A 13,694-nucleotide genomic window follows, 5' to 3' on the forward strand; every position below is an offset into this window, starting at 1 on the left:
TCGCGCGTAAATTTGCCCGGGTCCCGTCCTCGGCGAGGAGGGCATCCGGGTCCGGCCGACCGGGCGGGTCGGGCCTCCGCCAGCCGCGCTAGGTGTACTGGGTCATGACGTTGGTGACACTCGGGCCGCGGGCGTGAGCCCGTGGCTTGAGTGGATTCGTTCAGTGTTGTAGTGCTCGATGAAGGGGTCAAGCGCGTCGGCGCGGTGTTGGTTGCTGGTGAAGGGTTGCCGGTAGGCCCACTCGGTCGCGAGGGTCCGGTTGAAGCGCTCGACCTTGCCGTTCTGCCAGGGGCAGTGCGGGCGGATGAACTTCTGCCGCGCGCCCAGGTCCTGGACGGCGTTCTTGAACGCGGTCGAGTGCCGGTAGGCGAACGCGTTGTCCGTGATGACCCGCTCGATCCGGGTGATCCCATGCCCGGCGAAGTACGCCGCTGCGCGGGTCAGGAACCCGGCCGCGGTCGCGCCTTTCTCATCGGGATGGATCTCCGCGTAGGCGAGACGGGTGTGGTCATCGACCGCGGCATGGACGTAATCGAACCCGATCCCGCGGCCGCGGACCTGCTCGCTGCGCCCGTGGACCCGCCAGCCGCCTCCGTCCGGGATCCTCCCGAGCTTCTTCACGTCCACGTGGATCAGATCACCCGGATGCTCGTGCTCATACCGGTGCGCCGTTGACCGGGATGCCCGGATCACGGCCCCGGTGACGGGGTCCAACCATGCCAACGGCGGCGCCCCGTGCCGGCGCAGGATGCGGGAGATCGTACGGGATGGAACACCTGTCACCGGCGCCAGCCGCGCAGGACCCGCCCGCAACTGGGCCCGCGCTTCCAGCACGGCCCGTTCCCGCTCCGGGCTCGTTCGCCTCGGTACTGACCGGGGCCGCGATGACCGATCCGTCAGCCCTCGCAGCCCCTCGGCACGGAACCGGTTCACCCATCGATGCGCGCACTGCCGCGACACCCCCAGCTCCCGCGCGACGTGCGCGACCGGCCGACGATCCTCCACCACCCGCCGCACGAGGAGAACCCTCCCGTGAACCGTCAGACGAGCATTACCGTGGGACATCGAGGCCTCCTGGCGATGGTTGAACTGAACAGCTCCATCAAGCCAGGAGGCCTCTTCACACGCCCCGAAGTGTCACCAACGTCATGGCCGAGTACACCTAGCGCGGCCGGGTGGCCGACACCCTCGACGATCTGCTCTCCGCGGATCCCCACCGCATCTGGCAGGCCTCCAGGGAGATCATCGGCACCCGTGACACCGCCCTCCTGGACGCTCTCCGGACAGCGCTGCCGGCGATCCTGCGGGCGACGGCGGGCGTCGAGCTCGGCGGGATGATGCGGCCCGACCGCGACGCCCTCGACCACGCCCTCCGCAAGGTGCGGGACCACCGCAGCTGGTGGTGCTGGTGCGACGACCATCCGCGTCTCCCCTCCTTCGACCCGACCCGGGAGGAGGAGCGCGGGCACGCGCGGGTGCTCCGTCGAGATCGTGCCGCGTGGCCGGTGACCTACGAGTGCGGCTGCGTCGTCTGCGGCAGGCGGTTCGATGTCGAAGAGGGGGAGCACCACGCGCTCTGGTGGAGGTGGACCGCGCGGAGGAGATGAGGTGGGACCGCGCTCCCGGGCGGCGACCGGGAGCCGGCCGCCGCTCGGGAGGCGCGGATCAGGCCCCGACGAGCTGCCCCGCGAGGTAGCCGACGAGCTCGTCGAGCGGGATGCGCTCCTGCGCCATGGTGTCGCGCTCGCGCACGGTGACGGCCCGGTCGTCGAGGGTGTCGAAGTCGATCGTGACGCAGAACGGCGTGCCGATCTCGTCCTGGCGGCGGTAGCGGCGGCCGATGGCGCCCGCGTCGTCGAACTCGATGTTCCAGATCTTCCGCAGCTCCGCGGCGAGCTCGCGCGCGACCGGCGACAGCTTCTCGTTGCGCGACAGGGGCAGCACGGCGACCTTGACGGGCGCGAGACGGCGGTCGAGTCGGAGGACGGTGCGCTTGTCGACGCCGCCCTTCGCGTTGGGCGCCTCGTCCTCGTGGTACGCGTCGACGAGGAACGCCATCATCGACCGGGTGAGGCCGGCCGCGGGCTCGATGACGTACGGGATCCACCGCTCGTTCTTCGTCTGGTCGAAGTACGAGAGGTCCTGGCCGGACGCCTCGGAGTGCGTGCGCAGGTCGTAGTCGGTGCGGTTCGCGATGCCCTCGAGCTCGCCCCACGCGCCGCCGGCGAAGCCGAAGCGGTACTCGATGTCGACGGTGCGGGTGGAGTAGTGCGAGAGCTTGGCGGCCGGGTGCTCGAAGAGGCGGAGGTTCTCGGGGTCGATGCCGAGGTCGGTGTACCAGGCGTAGCGGGCGTCGATCCAGTACTGGTGCCACTCGGCGTCCGTGCCCGGCTCGACGAAGAACTCCATCTCCATCTGCTCGAACTCGCGCGTGCGGAAGATCCAGTTCTGCGGCGTGATCTCGTTGCGGAAGCTCTTGCCGATCTGGCCGATGCCGAACGGCGGCTTCTGGCGCGCGGCGCTGAGGACGTTGGCGAAGTTGACGAAGATGCCCTGCGCGGTCTCGGGGCGGAGATAGTGCAGGCCCTCCTGGTTGTCGACGGGGCCGAGGAAGGTCTTCAGCAGGCCGGAGAAGTTCTGCGGCTCGGTCCACGATCCGGGCTGGCCGGTGTCGGGGTCGTTCACGTCGGCGAGGCCGTTGACCGGCGGGTGGCCGTGCTTGGCCTCGTACGCCTCGAGGAGGTGGTCGGCGCGGTAGCGCTTGTGCGTGTGCAGCGACTCGACGAGCGGGTCGCTGAAGACCTCGACGTGGCCGGAGGCCTCCCACACGCGACGGGGCAGGATCACCGAGGAGTCGAGGCCGACGACGTCGTCGCGGCCGTTGACCATGGTCTGCCACCACTGGCGCTTGATGTTCTCCTTCAGTGCCACGCCGAGCGGCCCGTAGTCCCACGCGGAGCGCGAGCCGCCGTAGATCTCACCCGCCTGGAAGACGAAGCCGCGCCGCTTGGCGAGGTTGATGACCGGGTCGAGACGCGAGGGGGTTGCCACGTTTGCTCCTAGGTGGGGCCGGACTGGGTGCCCGGTCGGCGGACGGCGACCGGCCGGCGGGATGCCGGCGTCGCCGGGAAAGGCGGCCCCCAGTCTACGGGCGCTCCAGGCTCAGTCCTCGTCGCCGGCGGACCGCCGGTGCGCGAGCTCCACGATGCGGACGGTCTCGAGGGAGTCGCGCGGCTCGACCGGCACGGGTCCGCGGCCGCGGACGGCGTCGGCCATCGCGGCGTAGTAGTCGGCGTAGCGGCCGCGCTCGGTGGGGATCCGCTCCCCCGACGGATCACCGGCCGCCTCCACGAGGGTGCCCCACTCCGCCTCGGGGGCATCGCCGAAGCCGGGGTCGGTCGGCGCGGCCCCCTCCTTGAGCAGCGGCTCCTGCGGGTCGAGCCCGTGCACGGCGTACGCACCGGCGGTGCCGAGCACGCGGAAGCGCGGGCCCGCCAGCGCGGCGACGCGGCTGACGGTGATGTGCGACTGCACGCCCGACTCGTGCAGCAGCGAGTAGAAGGCGTCGTCGTCGCTCGCGGATCCGTCGCGCACCGTGGCGAGCTCGGACGCGAAGTCGGCGACCGGGCCGAACAGCTCGAGCGCCTGGTCGATGAGGTGGCTGCCGAGGTCGTAGGAGATGCCCGCGGCGTCGGCCGGCGTCTCGCGGTCCTGCCAGCGGTCGCGCACGGGTCCGCCCCAGCGCTCGAACGTCGACTCGAAGCGGTGGACCTCACCGAGACGGCCGGAGGCGATGAGCGCCTTGACGGTGAGGAAGTCGCCGTCGAGGCGCCGGTTCTGGAAGACGGAGAACGGGATCCGGAGCGCCTCCGCGCGCTCGATGAGCATGAGCGCCTCGTCCACGGTCGCGACGAACGGCTTGTCCATCACGACGGCGAGGTGCGCGTCGAGCGCTTGCAGCCCCTGGCGGAGGTGCGCGGAGGCGGGCGAGGCGATGACCACCATGTCGAGCTCGGCGGATCGCGCGAACAGCTCGTCGGCGGACGCGACGACGTCGGCACCCGGATGGCGCTCGCGCACCTGGGCCGCGCGGGCCGCGTCGGAGGTCGAGACGAGGGCGATCCGGTAGTCGGGGCTCGCCTGGAGGAACGGCGCGTGGAAGACCCGGCCCGCGAGGCCGTAGCCGACGATGCCCACGCGGATGGGCGCGTCGCCGCCCTCGGGCAAGGCGGCGGGGGCGGACGGACGGGGCGCGGTCTCGGGTGTGCTCACGTGCCGATGCTACTGACGGGCCGCGTCCGGGTCGTCCCCCGGCGTCGCGTCCGGATCCTCGGCCGACCCCTCGTCGGCGTCGCCCGCGTGCGCGTCGACCGCCCCGCCGAACCGCCGGTCGCGGTGCACGTAGCTCTCGACCGCGTCCCACAGGTCCTTCCGGTGGAAGTCCGGCCACAGCCGGTCGAGGAACACCATCTCCGCGTACGCCGACTGCCACAGCAGGAAGTTGCTCGTGCGCTGCTCGCCGGAGCTGCGGATGAAGAGGTCGACGTCGGGCACGTCCGGCAGGTACAGGTAGCGCTGGATCGTGCGCTCGTCGACGCGCGACGCCTTCAGCCGGCCGGCGTCCACGTCCTCGGCGATGCGCTTCACGGCGTCGCCGATCTCGGTGCGGCCGCCGTAGTTGATGCACATTGTGAGCGTCATGCCGGTGTTGCCCTTCGTCATCTCCTCCGCGACCTGCAGGTCGTCGATGACGCTGCGCCAGAGCCGGGGGCGGCGGCCGGCCCAGCGGATCCGCACGTTCCAGGCGTTCAGCTGGTCGCGGCGGCGGTGGATCACGTCGCGGTTGAAGCCCATGAGGAAGCGCACCTCGGCGGGTGAGCGCTTCCAGTTCTCGGTCGAGAACGCGTAGACGGACAGGTGCGTGGCGCCGAGCTGCACGGCGCCGGCGACGGTGTCGAACCAGGCCTCCTCGCCCGCCTGGTGGCCGGCGGTGCGCGGGAGGCCGCGCTGGTTGGCCCAGCGGCCGTTGCCGTCCATCACGACCGCGATGTGCTTCGGCACGAGGTCGGCGGGGATCGCGGGCGGCTGCTCGCCGGTCCAGTCGAGCGGCAGGTCGGTGCGTCCGGGGACCTCGGGGCGTCGGCTCATCGGGTCGTCTCCTGTGCTCGGGGGCGGTCGGCGGGGGTCGGGGGCAGGGCGTCGGGATCGGGGTCCGCGTCGCGCGGGGTCGACCGCACCACGGAGGCGGTCGCGGCGGCGAGGGCCGCGGCGGGATCCGGGTCGGCGCCGTCGACGTCGGGCGCGTCGAGCGGCACCGGCCGCTCCGTGGGCGGCAGGAGCTGGCGGGCGTCGCTGCGGTCGACGAGGCCGAGCGAGCGGATCCCCCGGTCGAGGTGCCACTGCGCGTACGCCGCGACCACGCCGCTCGCGCGCGCCTGCGACCGGAGCGTCGCGGCCTCCGCGTGCGGCCAGTCGCCCGTGAGGAGGGCGGAGAGGAGCGCGAGGGTGTCGACATCCAGCCGCGGGGATCCGGGCGGGGCGGCCGCGTCGGCCACCACGCCGCCGAGCTGGACGACGAAGGCGGAGTGCGGGCCGGGCGCGCCGGTGACCGCGCAGTCCTGGAAGCTCGGCGCCCAGCCGGCCATCGAGAGGCTCCGGAGCAGGTACGAGTCGAGCGTGAGGCTCGCGCCGTGCTCGCGGCGGCTCAGCGACCGGAGCGCGCCGACGAGGAGCAGGTACTGCTGCAGCGATCCCTCGTCCTCGGTGACGCGGTCGGCGGTCTCGACCATGGCGCTGGCGGCCGTGTAGCTGCCGTAGTCGGCCGCGATGAGGGCACCGTAGGAGGCGATGGACTCGGCCTGCGTGATGATGTCGAGCGTCCGGCCCTCGAAGAACTGGGCGTCCGCCACCATGAACGGCTCGAGCCGCGCGCCGAACTTCGACTGCGTGCGGCGCACGCCCTTCGCTACCGCGCGGATCTTCCCGTGCTGCCGCGAGAGCATCGTCACGATCCGGTCCGCCTCGCCCAGCTTGTGGGTGCGCAGGACGACGATCTCGTCACGGTAGAGGGGCACCCCTCGATTATCCGCCCCGCGGCTCCGCTCCCCCGCCGTCGCCGCGCGGAGCGCACCGGAGCCGCCCGGCGTCTCGCGGCCGGGCGCGGCACCCGCGCTGTGCTATCAAGGGGAGGCCATGGATCCCGTCCCCCTCACCATCCCGCTCTGGGCGGACCTCCTGGCGGTCAGCATCGGCAGCCTCCAGGGCGCCATGTTCGCGGCGGGATTCCGGGACCGCCGCCTCGACCTGCTCGGCGTCGCCATCATCGGCACGGCCACCGGGCTCGGCGGCGGGCTCCTCCGCGACGTGTTCCTCAACGTCACACCGGCGGCCCTCTCCAGCAACTGGCTCATGCTCATCGCGGTCGCGGCAGCCCTCGGCGGCATGCTGCTCGAGCGGATCTTCACGCGCCTCGACGTGGTCATCACCGCCCTCGACGCCCTCACCATCGGCCTGTTCTGCGCCATCGGCACGTCGAAGGCGCTGGCGGCCGGCGTGCCGGAGGTGCCCGCCGTCTTCATCGGCGTGGTGTCGGCCGTCGGCGGCTCGTTCGTCCGCGACCTCCTGCTCAACCTGCCGATCGCGATGATGCACGTGGGCTCGCTCTACGCGGTCGCCGCGGGCGTGGGCGCGGTCATCGTGGTGCTGCTCGCGGCGTTCGGCGTGACCATGTGGGTCGCGGCCATCGTCTGCGTCGCCGTCACCGCGACCACGCGGCTCCTGGCCGTGCGCTTCGGCTGGAGCCTCCCGGAGCAGCGCGCGCTCAGCCGCCTGCGGTTCACGGCCCTGCGCCGGCCGCGGCCGCGCCGCTGATCCACGGGACGCGCGCGCACGCGATCGCACGTCCCCCCGCGCGACGACGGCCGGGCGTCGCCGCCCGGCCGTCGTCGTCGTCGTGGGATCGCGCGTCGCGCGGAGCAGCTCAGACCGCGGCCAGCTCCGGCTCGCGCACCGTGCGGCGGATCGCCCGGTTGACGCCCGAGACGATCGCCTCGAGCGACGCCGTCGAGCTGTCCTCGTCGATGCCGACGCCCCAGAGGCGCACGCCCTCGACCTCGAGCTCCACGTAGGACGCGGCCAGCGCGTCGCCGCTCGCGCTGAGCGCGTGCTCCACGTAGTCGAGGAGCCGCACCTCGACGCCCTGGTCGGCGAGCACCTGCAGGAACGCCGCGATCGGGCCGTTGCCGGACGCGGACGCCTCGCGCACCTCGTCGCCGTCGCGGAGCACGACGTCGAGGGACACCGATCCGCCCATGTCGCTCGACGTCCGCGTGGACGTGAGCTCGAACCGGCCCCACTTCTCCTCGACGCGGTCGAGCGGCGCGGGCAGGTACTCGTCCTGGAAGACCGACCAGATCTGGGCGCTGGTGACCTCGCCGCCCTCGGCGTCCGTCTTGGCCTGCACGACGCCGGAGAACTCGATCTGCAGGCGGCGCGGCAGGTCGAGCGAGTGGTCGGCCTTCAGCAGGTAGGCGACGCCGCCCTTGCCGGACTGCGAGTTGACGCGGATGACGGCCTCGTAGGAGCGGCCGAGGTCCTGCGGGTCCACCGGCAGGTACGGGACGGCCCACGGGATGTCGTCGACCGTCACGCCCTGCGCCGCGGCGTCGACGGCCATCGCCTCGAAGCCCTTCTTGATGGCGTCCTGATGGGATCCGCTGAACGCCGTGTAGACGAGGTCGCCCGCCCAGGGGCTCCGCTCCGGCACGGCCAGCTGGTTGCAGTGCTCGGCCGTGCGCTTGATCCCGTCGAGGTCGCTGAAGTCGATCTGGGGGTCGATGCCCTGCGTGAAGAGGTTGATGCCGAGCGCGACGAGGTCGACGTTGCCGGTGCGCTCCCCGTTGCCGAAGAGGCAGCCCTCGATGCGGTCGGCGCCCGCCAGGTAGCCGAGCTCCGCGGCGGCGACGGCCGTGCCGCGGTCGTTGTGCGGGTGCAGCGACACCAGGATCTCGTCGCGGCGGTCGAGGTGGCGGCACATCCACTCGATGGAGTCGGCGTAGACGTTCGGCGTCGCCATCTCGACGGTCGCGGGCAGGTTGAGGATGACCTTACGCTCGGGGGTCGGGTCGAAGACCTCCACGACGCGATTGCAGATCTCCGCCGCGAACTCGAGCTCGGTGCCGGTGTAGCTCTCGGGCGAGTACTCGTAGTAGACGTCCGTCTCGGGGATCGTCTCCTCGTACCTCTTGCAGAGGCGCGCACCCTCGAGCGCGATGTCGATGATCCCCTGCCGGTCGGTGCGGAACACGACCTCGCGCTGCAGCACGCTCGTCGAGTTGTAGAGGTGGACGATGGCCTGCTTCGCGCCGCGGATCGACTCGTAGGTGCGGGCGATGAGGTGCTCGCGCGCCTGCGTGAGGACCTGGATGGTGACATCGTCCGGGATGGCGCCCTCCTCGATGAGGCTGCGCACGAAGTCGAAGTCGGTCTGGCTGGCCGACGGGAAGCCGACCTCGATCTCCTTGTAGCCCATGCGCACGAGCAGGTTGAACATGATCCGCTTGCGCTCGGGGCTCATGGGATCGATGAGCGCCTGGTTGCCGTCCCGCAGGTCGACCGCGCACCAGCGCGGGGCCTCGGTGATGCGGCGGGCGGGCCAGGTGCGGTCGCGCAGGTCCACGGTGATCTGCTCGTGGAACGGGCGGTACTTGTGGATCGGCATCCCGCTGGGGGTCTGCGTGCTCTTCATGGTCGTCTCCTCGTCTGGTTCGGGTCAGCCGTGACGGGACTCCGCGACGAGGAGGGCCGGATCAGGCCTCGCCGCGGCGACTAAGGAGGAGGCGGCCGGACTGCATGGGATCCACGGTACACCGACGCCGCGAGGGTCCGCACCCGGCTCGGCGCCCGATCGGCGCTCAGCGCGCGGAGCGGAGCACGCGCGTGAGGTCGCGCACCGACGTCGACGGCAGGTACGCCCGCGTGAGCGCGAGGCCGATGGTCGGCAGGGCGGTCGGGTCCGGGTAGGCCATGATCAGCGGCACCAGCTCCGGCTGGAACTTGCGCTTGAACTCCAGCAGCGAGCGGAACCCGTAGACCGGCTCCAGCGAGTCGGCGAGGAGCTCGAGGATCCGCTCGACCGCGCTCTCCTGGTCGTCCGCGTCGCCGCCGGCGTCCGTCTGCTCACCCGAGGGCGACGCCGCCCGGGTCTGCGCGAGCGGCGCGGCGGAGAGGCTCATGAACTCGATGCCGTCGTCCTTCATCCGCATGGCCGAGCGCGCGATGAGGAACTCCATCACGCCGTTGATCCCGTCGGGTCGGCGGCGCATGAAGTCGAGCGTCCAGCCGACCACCTCGCCGTCGCGCCAGGTGGGCAGCCAGCTCGTCGCGGCCTGCACGTGGTCGTCGGCGTCGACGGCGAGCATGAGCCGCACAGCCGGATCCCGCAGCTCCTCCACGCCGCCGAGGGTGAAGCCCATCTCGGGCAGCTCCTTCTCCGCCACCCACTCCTCGGACATCTGCTCGATCTGGCTCGCCCAGGCGAGCGGCAGCTCGGCCCATGTGGTCCACTCGGCGCGGATGCCGGCGCGATCGGCCCGGTTGATGGACGTGCGCACGTCCTGCCACTTCTTGCCCGTGGTCTGCCAGGTGCCCGGCCGCACGACGGTCTCCTCCGCGACGACGAGCGTCTCCCAGCCCATGTCACGGAACAGCGGCGTCATCGACGCGGGGACGCTGTAGAACACCGGTGTCCACCCGTTGTCGTCGGCGAAGCGCGCGAACTGGCCGAGGACGTCGCGGAGCGCGCCGTCGTCGGCGGGCGGGCCGAGCGGCGCGGCCGTCGTGATGGCCACGCTCGCGACCACCCGGTAGGCCACCACCGTCTGCCCGTCGGCGGCGATCCAGTGCGAGTTGCCGGGCCACGTCGCCATGTGGGACAGCGAGCCGATCGCCCCGCGGCGAAGGGCCGGCGTGACGCGCGCCTGCGCCCGGGGCACCGCGGCGATGCGGACGTCGGCGATGGCGCGGAGGCTCGCGATGACCAGGATGATCCAGAACGCCGGCCCGACGCCGCGGTAGACGACGTCGGTGATCGGGTCGGTCGGCAGGAAGTCGAGCGACTCGCCCCGGAGGAAGGACGCCGGGATGAAGCGGTCGGGCGCCTCGGCCAGCAGGTCGTTGAGGTCGACGGGCCGGGTGAAGGCGTCGGAGAGCGCCAGCCCCGTCGCCACGAAGAGCGCCATGAGCCCGGCCAGGGCGACGCCCGTGGTCACGAGGAAGCGCCGGATCGCCGGGGCCGTCGACAGGATGGTGAAGTGCCGGCGGAGGAGCACCAGGACGATCGCGCTGCCGAGCGGCAGCGCCACCGACGCCACGAGGGCGGCCACTGCCTCCGGGTGCGCGGACGGCGAGGCGGACAGCCGGGGCGAGACCATGTCGCGGTGCACGAGCATCCCGAACGCGTAGGCGGACAGCACGGCGAGCAGCGTGTTGACGCTCACGGCCAGCCACACGGCGAAGCGCCGCCCGCGCGCCAGGCCGTAGGCGGCGACCAGCAGCGCGAGCAGCGGCGCCACCGAGAGCAGGATCGGACCGACCCCGCCGCCGATGCGCGCCAGCATGATCTCCTGCAGGCAGTCGTGCGTGAAGTCGCTCGAGAGGCAGCGGGTGGAGATCGCGTCGCCAGGAACCCGGTCGTCGACGAACAGGAGCGCGATGGGGGCGAGCGGGCCGTAGCGGCTGCGGGACAGCAACGCGATGACGGGGCCGGTGCCGAGGATCGCGACGACCGCCGCGAGCATCACGCGCACCTCGTGATGGGAGCTGCGCTGCCAGAGCGCTCCGCCCGCCGGCCGGTGCAGCAGCGCGCCGACGACGCCGCCGACCAGGATCGCGAGGAGCCGGTAGAGGTCGCTCGGCTGGCCCGAGTAGAGCAGGAACACGAGCACCACCACGACGAGCACCACGCGGATGCGACGCCGCCACATCACGCCGGCCCACGCGCTCGACAGCGCGAGCACGCCCGCGACGGCGGTGAGCGGATCCGCCGTGGCCACGCCCCGCACGCCGTGCGACCACAGCTCGCCGTCCACGAGCCCGAGGGCCTGGACGGCGATGCCGAGGAGCGACCCGACGGTGCCCGTGAGCACGAACCCGAGGAGCGTCCGCCACCAGCCCATGAGGTGCTCCGCGACGCCGACGAGCACCAGCACGGCCAGGAGCGAGACGACGAGCTCCACGGGTCCGTCGGTGAGGAACGCCGCCGTGGCGGTGGTCCACCAGTGGCCCCGCTCGACGACCGCCTCGTAGCCCGTCGCCAGCTCGTGGTGGACGACGCGGCGCCACGGTGCCGAGACGACGGGGAGCACGGCGAGCAGGAGGATCACGAGCGCGATCCCCAGCGTCACCCGCTGCGCGACGAGGCGGGTGAGGAGGGCGCGTGCGGCGCCCTGGAGCGTGAGGATGCGGGGGCGCGGCGTCATCGGGTGAGGCCCAGCCGCTGGCCGAGCGGCGGGAGGATGCCGTGCACGCACGTGTTGACGGCCCCCCAATCGTGCGCGCGCCCGGGCGCCGTGCTCATGCGCGTGTCCATGCCCGCCGCCTTCGCCGCCGCCTCGATCTGCTCCACCTCCGGACGATACTGCTGGTCGACCTCCCCCACGCAGAAGAACGCCGTGCTGTCGGGATACGGCGCGCGCGACTCCATGATCGCCGCGGGGAAGGCGGCGGCGTACCTCGCCTGCGATCCCCCGAAGGCGGCGGCCACCGTGTCGCCGCCGCGCGTCGGAGCGACCTCGCCCGAGATGTCGACGATGGTCCCGAAGAGGTCCGGGCGTGCCGAACCGATCTGGGCGGCGCAGGTGCCGCCCTGCGAGAAGCCGAGGATGGTCCAGCGATCGGCTCCCGGCAGGACGCGCAGGTGGGCCGTGATCCAGGCGGGCACGTCGACCGTGAGGTACGTCGACGTGTTCCCGAGCGGGGAGTCCACGCACATGGGGTTGGCGTCCTGGGCCCCGAGGTGGTCCGGGATGACGACGATGGGCGCCAGCCCGCCGTTCGCGGCGGCGTACTCGTCGAGGACCCTGTCCACGCGGCCCGATGCGATGAGGTCGAGCGGGGAGCCGGGCTGGCCTGACATGGCGACGACGACGGGCAGGGCGGGCGCATCGGACACGAGCGCGGCCGGGGGCAGGTAGACGAGCCCGTCGCGTGCCGCGAATCCCGACTGCGTGCCCGGGATCGTGACGCTGCCGACGCGACCCCGTGCGGGCAGGTTCTCCGACGCCCGCCAGGTCTCCGCGACGGGCGCCGTCGATGCTGCGTCGACCGGCGCGCCTGCGGCGTCCGGGGCGGGGAGGGCCGAGACGTCGAGCGGGCTGATCCGCGAGATCCCGAACGCGGCCGCGATGTTCGGGTACTCCTGGAGGTCGGCGTTGATCCCGATGGCGGTCGCGAACACGACCAGCGGCGCGATCAGGACGGCGAGCACGGTGTGCAGGATGCGCAGGCCGCGCGGCGGTGCCCCGCGCCCGCCGACGCCCGTGACCGCGCTCCGGCTCCTCGCGACCACGACGCCCGCCACGCCGAGCCCCAGTCCGCCGAGCGCCGTCCAGACGCGCGTGGGCACGGACAGGATCACCCCGAAGAGGTCGAGGAGGTCCCCGAGGACCCACGTGAGCGCGAGGCCGGCGAGCCCTCCGGCGACCGCGCCGATGAGGATCGCCCGCGCGGCGCGGCGCGGGGCCGCCGCGCGGGCGCCCGTCCGGATCCTGGCCCGACGGGCGATCAGGAGGAGGAGCGCCAGGCCGACGATCGGCACCACCGTCGACGCGGTCACGAAGGACGCCGAGATGATCGGGAGGTCGGCGAGATCGTGGAGCACGGTGGTCCTCTGGGGCGGTGACGAAGGCGATCGAATCTAGCCCACGCGATCCTGAGCGAGCAGGGTGGCGCGGGGAGCGGCTAGCCCTGGGACGGGGATCCGTTCAGGCGGTGCTCGAAGGCGAAGACCACGAGCTGCACGCGGTCGCGGAGGCTGAGCTTCGCGAGGATGCGGCTCACGTGCGTCTTCACCGTCGCCTCGCTGAGGAACTCCGCCTGCGCGATCTCCGCGTTGCTCAGGCCGCGGGCCGCGAGGACGAAGATCTCGCGCTCGCGCGAGGTGAGCGACGCGAACGCGGGCGGGGCGACCCGGGGCCGGGATCCCGGGTCGAAGTGCTCGAGGAGCTGCCGCGTCGCCGACGCCGCGATGACCGAGTTGCCGGCGTGGACAGTGCGGATGGCGGCGAGCAGGAACTCCGGGTCGGCGTCCTTCAGCACGAAGCCGCTCGCCCCCGCCCGGATGGCGCGCGCGGCGCTCTCGTCGAGGTCGAAGGTCGTGAGCACGAGGACGCGGGGCGGGCGCTCGCCCGACGCGTCCGCCGTGCGCAGGACCTCGGCCGTGGCATGGATCCCGTCCATCACGGGCATGCGGATGTCCATGAGGATCACGTCGGGGCGCTCGGTCCGGGCGAGCTCGACGGCCTCCTGGCCGTTCGCGGCCTCGCCGGCGAACTCCAGGTCGGGCTGCGAGGAGATGAGCATGCGGACGCCCGTGCGGAACAGGGCCTGGTCGTCGACCAGGGCGACGCGGATGGGTGGGGTGGGCACGGGGGTCCTTCGATCGGGGTCGGCGTGGGGAGCGTATCGCGGGGCGCGGG

General features: G+C 72.5%; 10 protein-coding genes and 1 pseudogene. 2 read left to right on the plus strand and 9 right to left on the minus strand.

The features are described 5' to 3' along the window. Nucleotides 1-102 precede the first annotated feature (102 nt). Complete coding sequence (locus tag CMS_RS08505) at nt 103-1,065, minus strand: IS481-like element IS1121 family transposase (RefSeq protein WP_012296860.1); 963 nt, start codon at nt 1,063-1,065, stop codon at nt 103-105. A gap of 110 nt (nt 1,066-1,175) precedes the next feature. On the opposite strand from CMS_RS08505, the gene CMS_RS16210 reads away from it, so the two are divergent. Then, nucleotides 1,176-1,607 carry a hypothetical protein gene (locus CMS_RS16210; protein WP_012299068.1) on the plus strand — a complete coding sequence of 144 codons (432 nt, stop codon included), beginning with the start codon at nt 1,176-1,178 and terminating at the stop codon, nt 1,605-1,607. Nucleotides 1,608-1,665: 58 nt separating this feature from the next. Here CMS_RS16210 and CMS_RS08515 read toward each other — a convergent pair whose 3' ends face one another. From CMS_RS08515 to recO, 4 genes and pseudogenes are all read right to left on the minus strand, one after another. Continuing rightward, nucleotides 1,666-3,051: a glycine--tRNA ligase gene (locus CMS_RS08515; RefSeq protein WP_012299069.1), complete on the minus strand. Its 1,386-nt coding sequence runs from the start codon at nt 3,049-3,051 to the stop codon at nt 1,666-1,668. A 111-nt stretch (nt 3,052-3,162) separates the two neighbouring features. After that, nucleotides 3,163-4,272 carry a Gfo/Idh/MocA family protein gene (locus CMS_RS08520; protein ID WP_049791917.1) on the minus strand — a complete coding sequence of 370 codons (1,110 nt, stop codon included), beginning with the start codon at nt 4,270-4,272 and terminating at the stop codon, nt 3,163-3,165. A gap of 9 nt (nt 4,273-4,281) precedes the next feature. Continuing rightward, nucleotides 4,282-5,148: an isoprenyl transferase gene (locus tag CMS_RS08525; RefSeq protein ID WP_012299071.1), complete on the minus strand. Its 867-nt coding sequence runs from the start codon at nt 5,146-5,148 to the stop codon at nt 4,282-4,284. Nucleotides 5,149-5,360: 212 nt separating this feature from the next. Continuing rightward, nucleotides 5,361-6,074 (minus strand): annotated as a pseudogene (gene recO, locus CMS_RS08530) (DNA repair protein RecO); the annotation flags it as partial. Between the two features lie 118 nt (nt 6,075-6,192). On the opposite strand from recO, the gene CMS_RS08535 reads away from it, so the two are divergent. Beyond that, nucleotides 6,193-6,870, plus strand: coding sequence for a trimeric intracellular cation channel family protein (locus CMS_RS08535; RefSeq protein WP_012299073.1), 678 nt, complete (start codon nt 6,193-6,195; stop codon nt 6,868-6,870). 109 nt (nt 6,871-6,979) lie between these two features. Here CMS_RS08535 and leuA read toward each other — a convergent pair whose 3' ends face one another. The 4 genes from leuA to CMS_RS08555 all read right to left on the minus strand — a co-directional run bounded on the left by leuA (nt 6,980) and on the right by CMS_RS08555 (nt 13,644). Further along, nucleotides 6,980-8,746, minus strand: coding sequence for a 2-isopropylmalate synthase (gene leuA / locus CMS_RS08540; RefSeq protein ID WP_012299074.1), 1,767 nt, complete (start codon nt 8,744-8,746; stop codon nt 6,980-6,982). Between the two features lie 166 nt (nt 8,747-8,912). Further along, a complete protein-coding gene (locus CMS_RS08545) occupies nt 8,913-11,477 on the minus strand; it encodes a bifunctional lysylphosphatidylglycerol flippase/synthetase MprF (RefSeq protein ID WP_012299075.1) in 2,565 nt (854 codons plus the stop codon). Then, on the minus strand, nt 11,474-12,877 hold the full coding sequence (locus tag CMS_RS08550; protein WP_012299076.1) for an alpha/beta hydrolase: 1,404 nt from the start codon (nt 12,875-12,877) through the stop codon (nt 11,474-11,476). Before CMS_RS08550 ends, CMS_RS08545 begins: the two co-directional genes overlap by 4 nt. Nucleotides 12,878-12,957: 80 nt before the next feature. Beyond that, nucleotides 12,958-13,644 (minus strand): response regulator, encoded by a 687-nt coding sequence (locus CMS_RS08555; RefSeq protein ID WP_012299077.1) that lies wholly within the window; start codon nt 13,642-13,644, stop codon nt 12,958-12,960. Nucleotides 13,645-13,694 lie beyond the last annotated feature (50 nt).

This window comes from Clavibacter sepedonicus, assembly GCF_000069225.1.
Taxonomy (GTDB): domain Bacteria; phylum Actinomycetota; class Actinomycetes; order Actinomycetales; family Microbacteriaceae; genus Clavibacter; species Clavibacter sepedonicus.

Bases quoted from the DNA above. Each gene is read 5' to 3' on its own strand.
- CMS_RS08505 (WP_012296860.1), bottom strand. From the start codon at position 1,065: ATGTCCCACGGTAATGCTCGTCTGACGGTTCACGGGAGGGTTCTCCTC.
- CMS_RS08525 (WP_012299071.1), bottom strand. From the start codon at position 5,148: ATGAGCCGACGCCCCGAGGTCCCCGGACGCACCGACCTGCCGCTCGAC.
- CMS_RS08535 (WP_012299073.1), top strand. From the start codon at position 6,193: ATGGATCCCGTCCCCCTCACCATCCCGCTCTGGGCGGACCTCCTGGCG.
- leuA (WP_012299074.1), bottom strand. From the start codon at position 8,746: ATGAAGAGCACGCAGACCCCCAGCGGGATGCCGATCCACAAGTACCGC.
- CMS_RS08545 (WP_012299075.1), bottom strand. From the start codon at position 11,477: ATGACGCCGCGCCCCCGCATCCTCACGCTCCAGGGCGCCGCACGCGCC.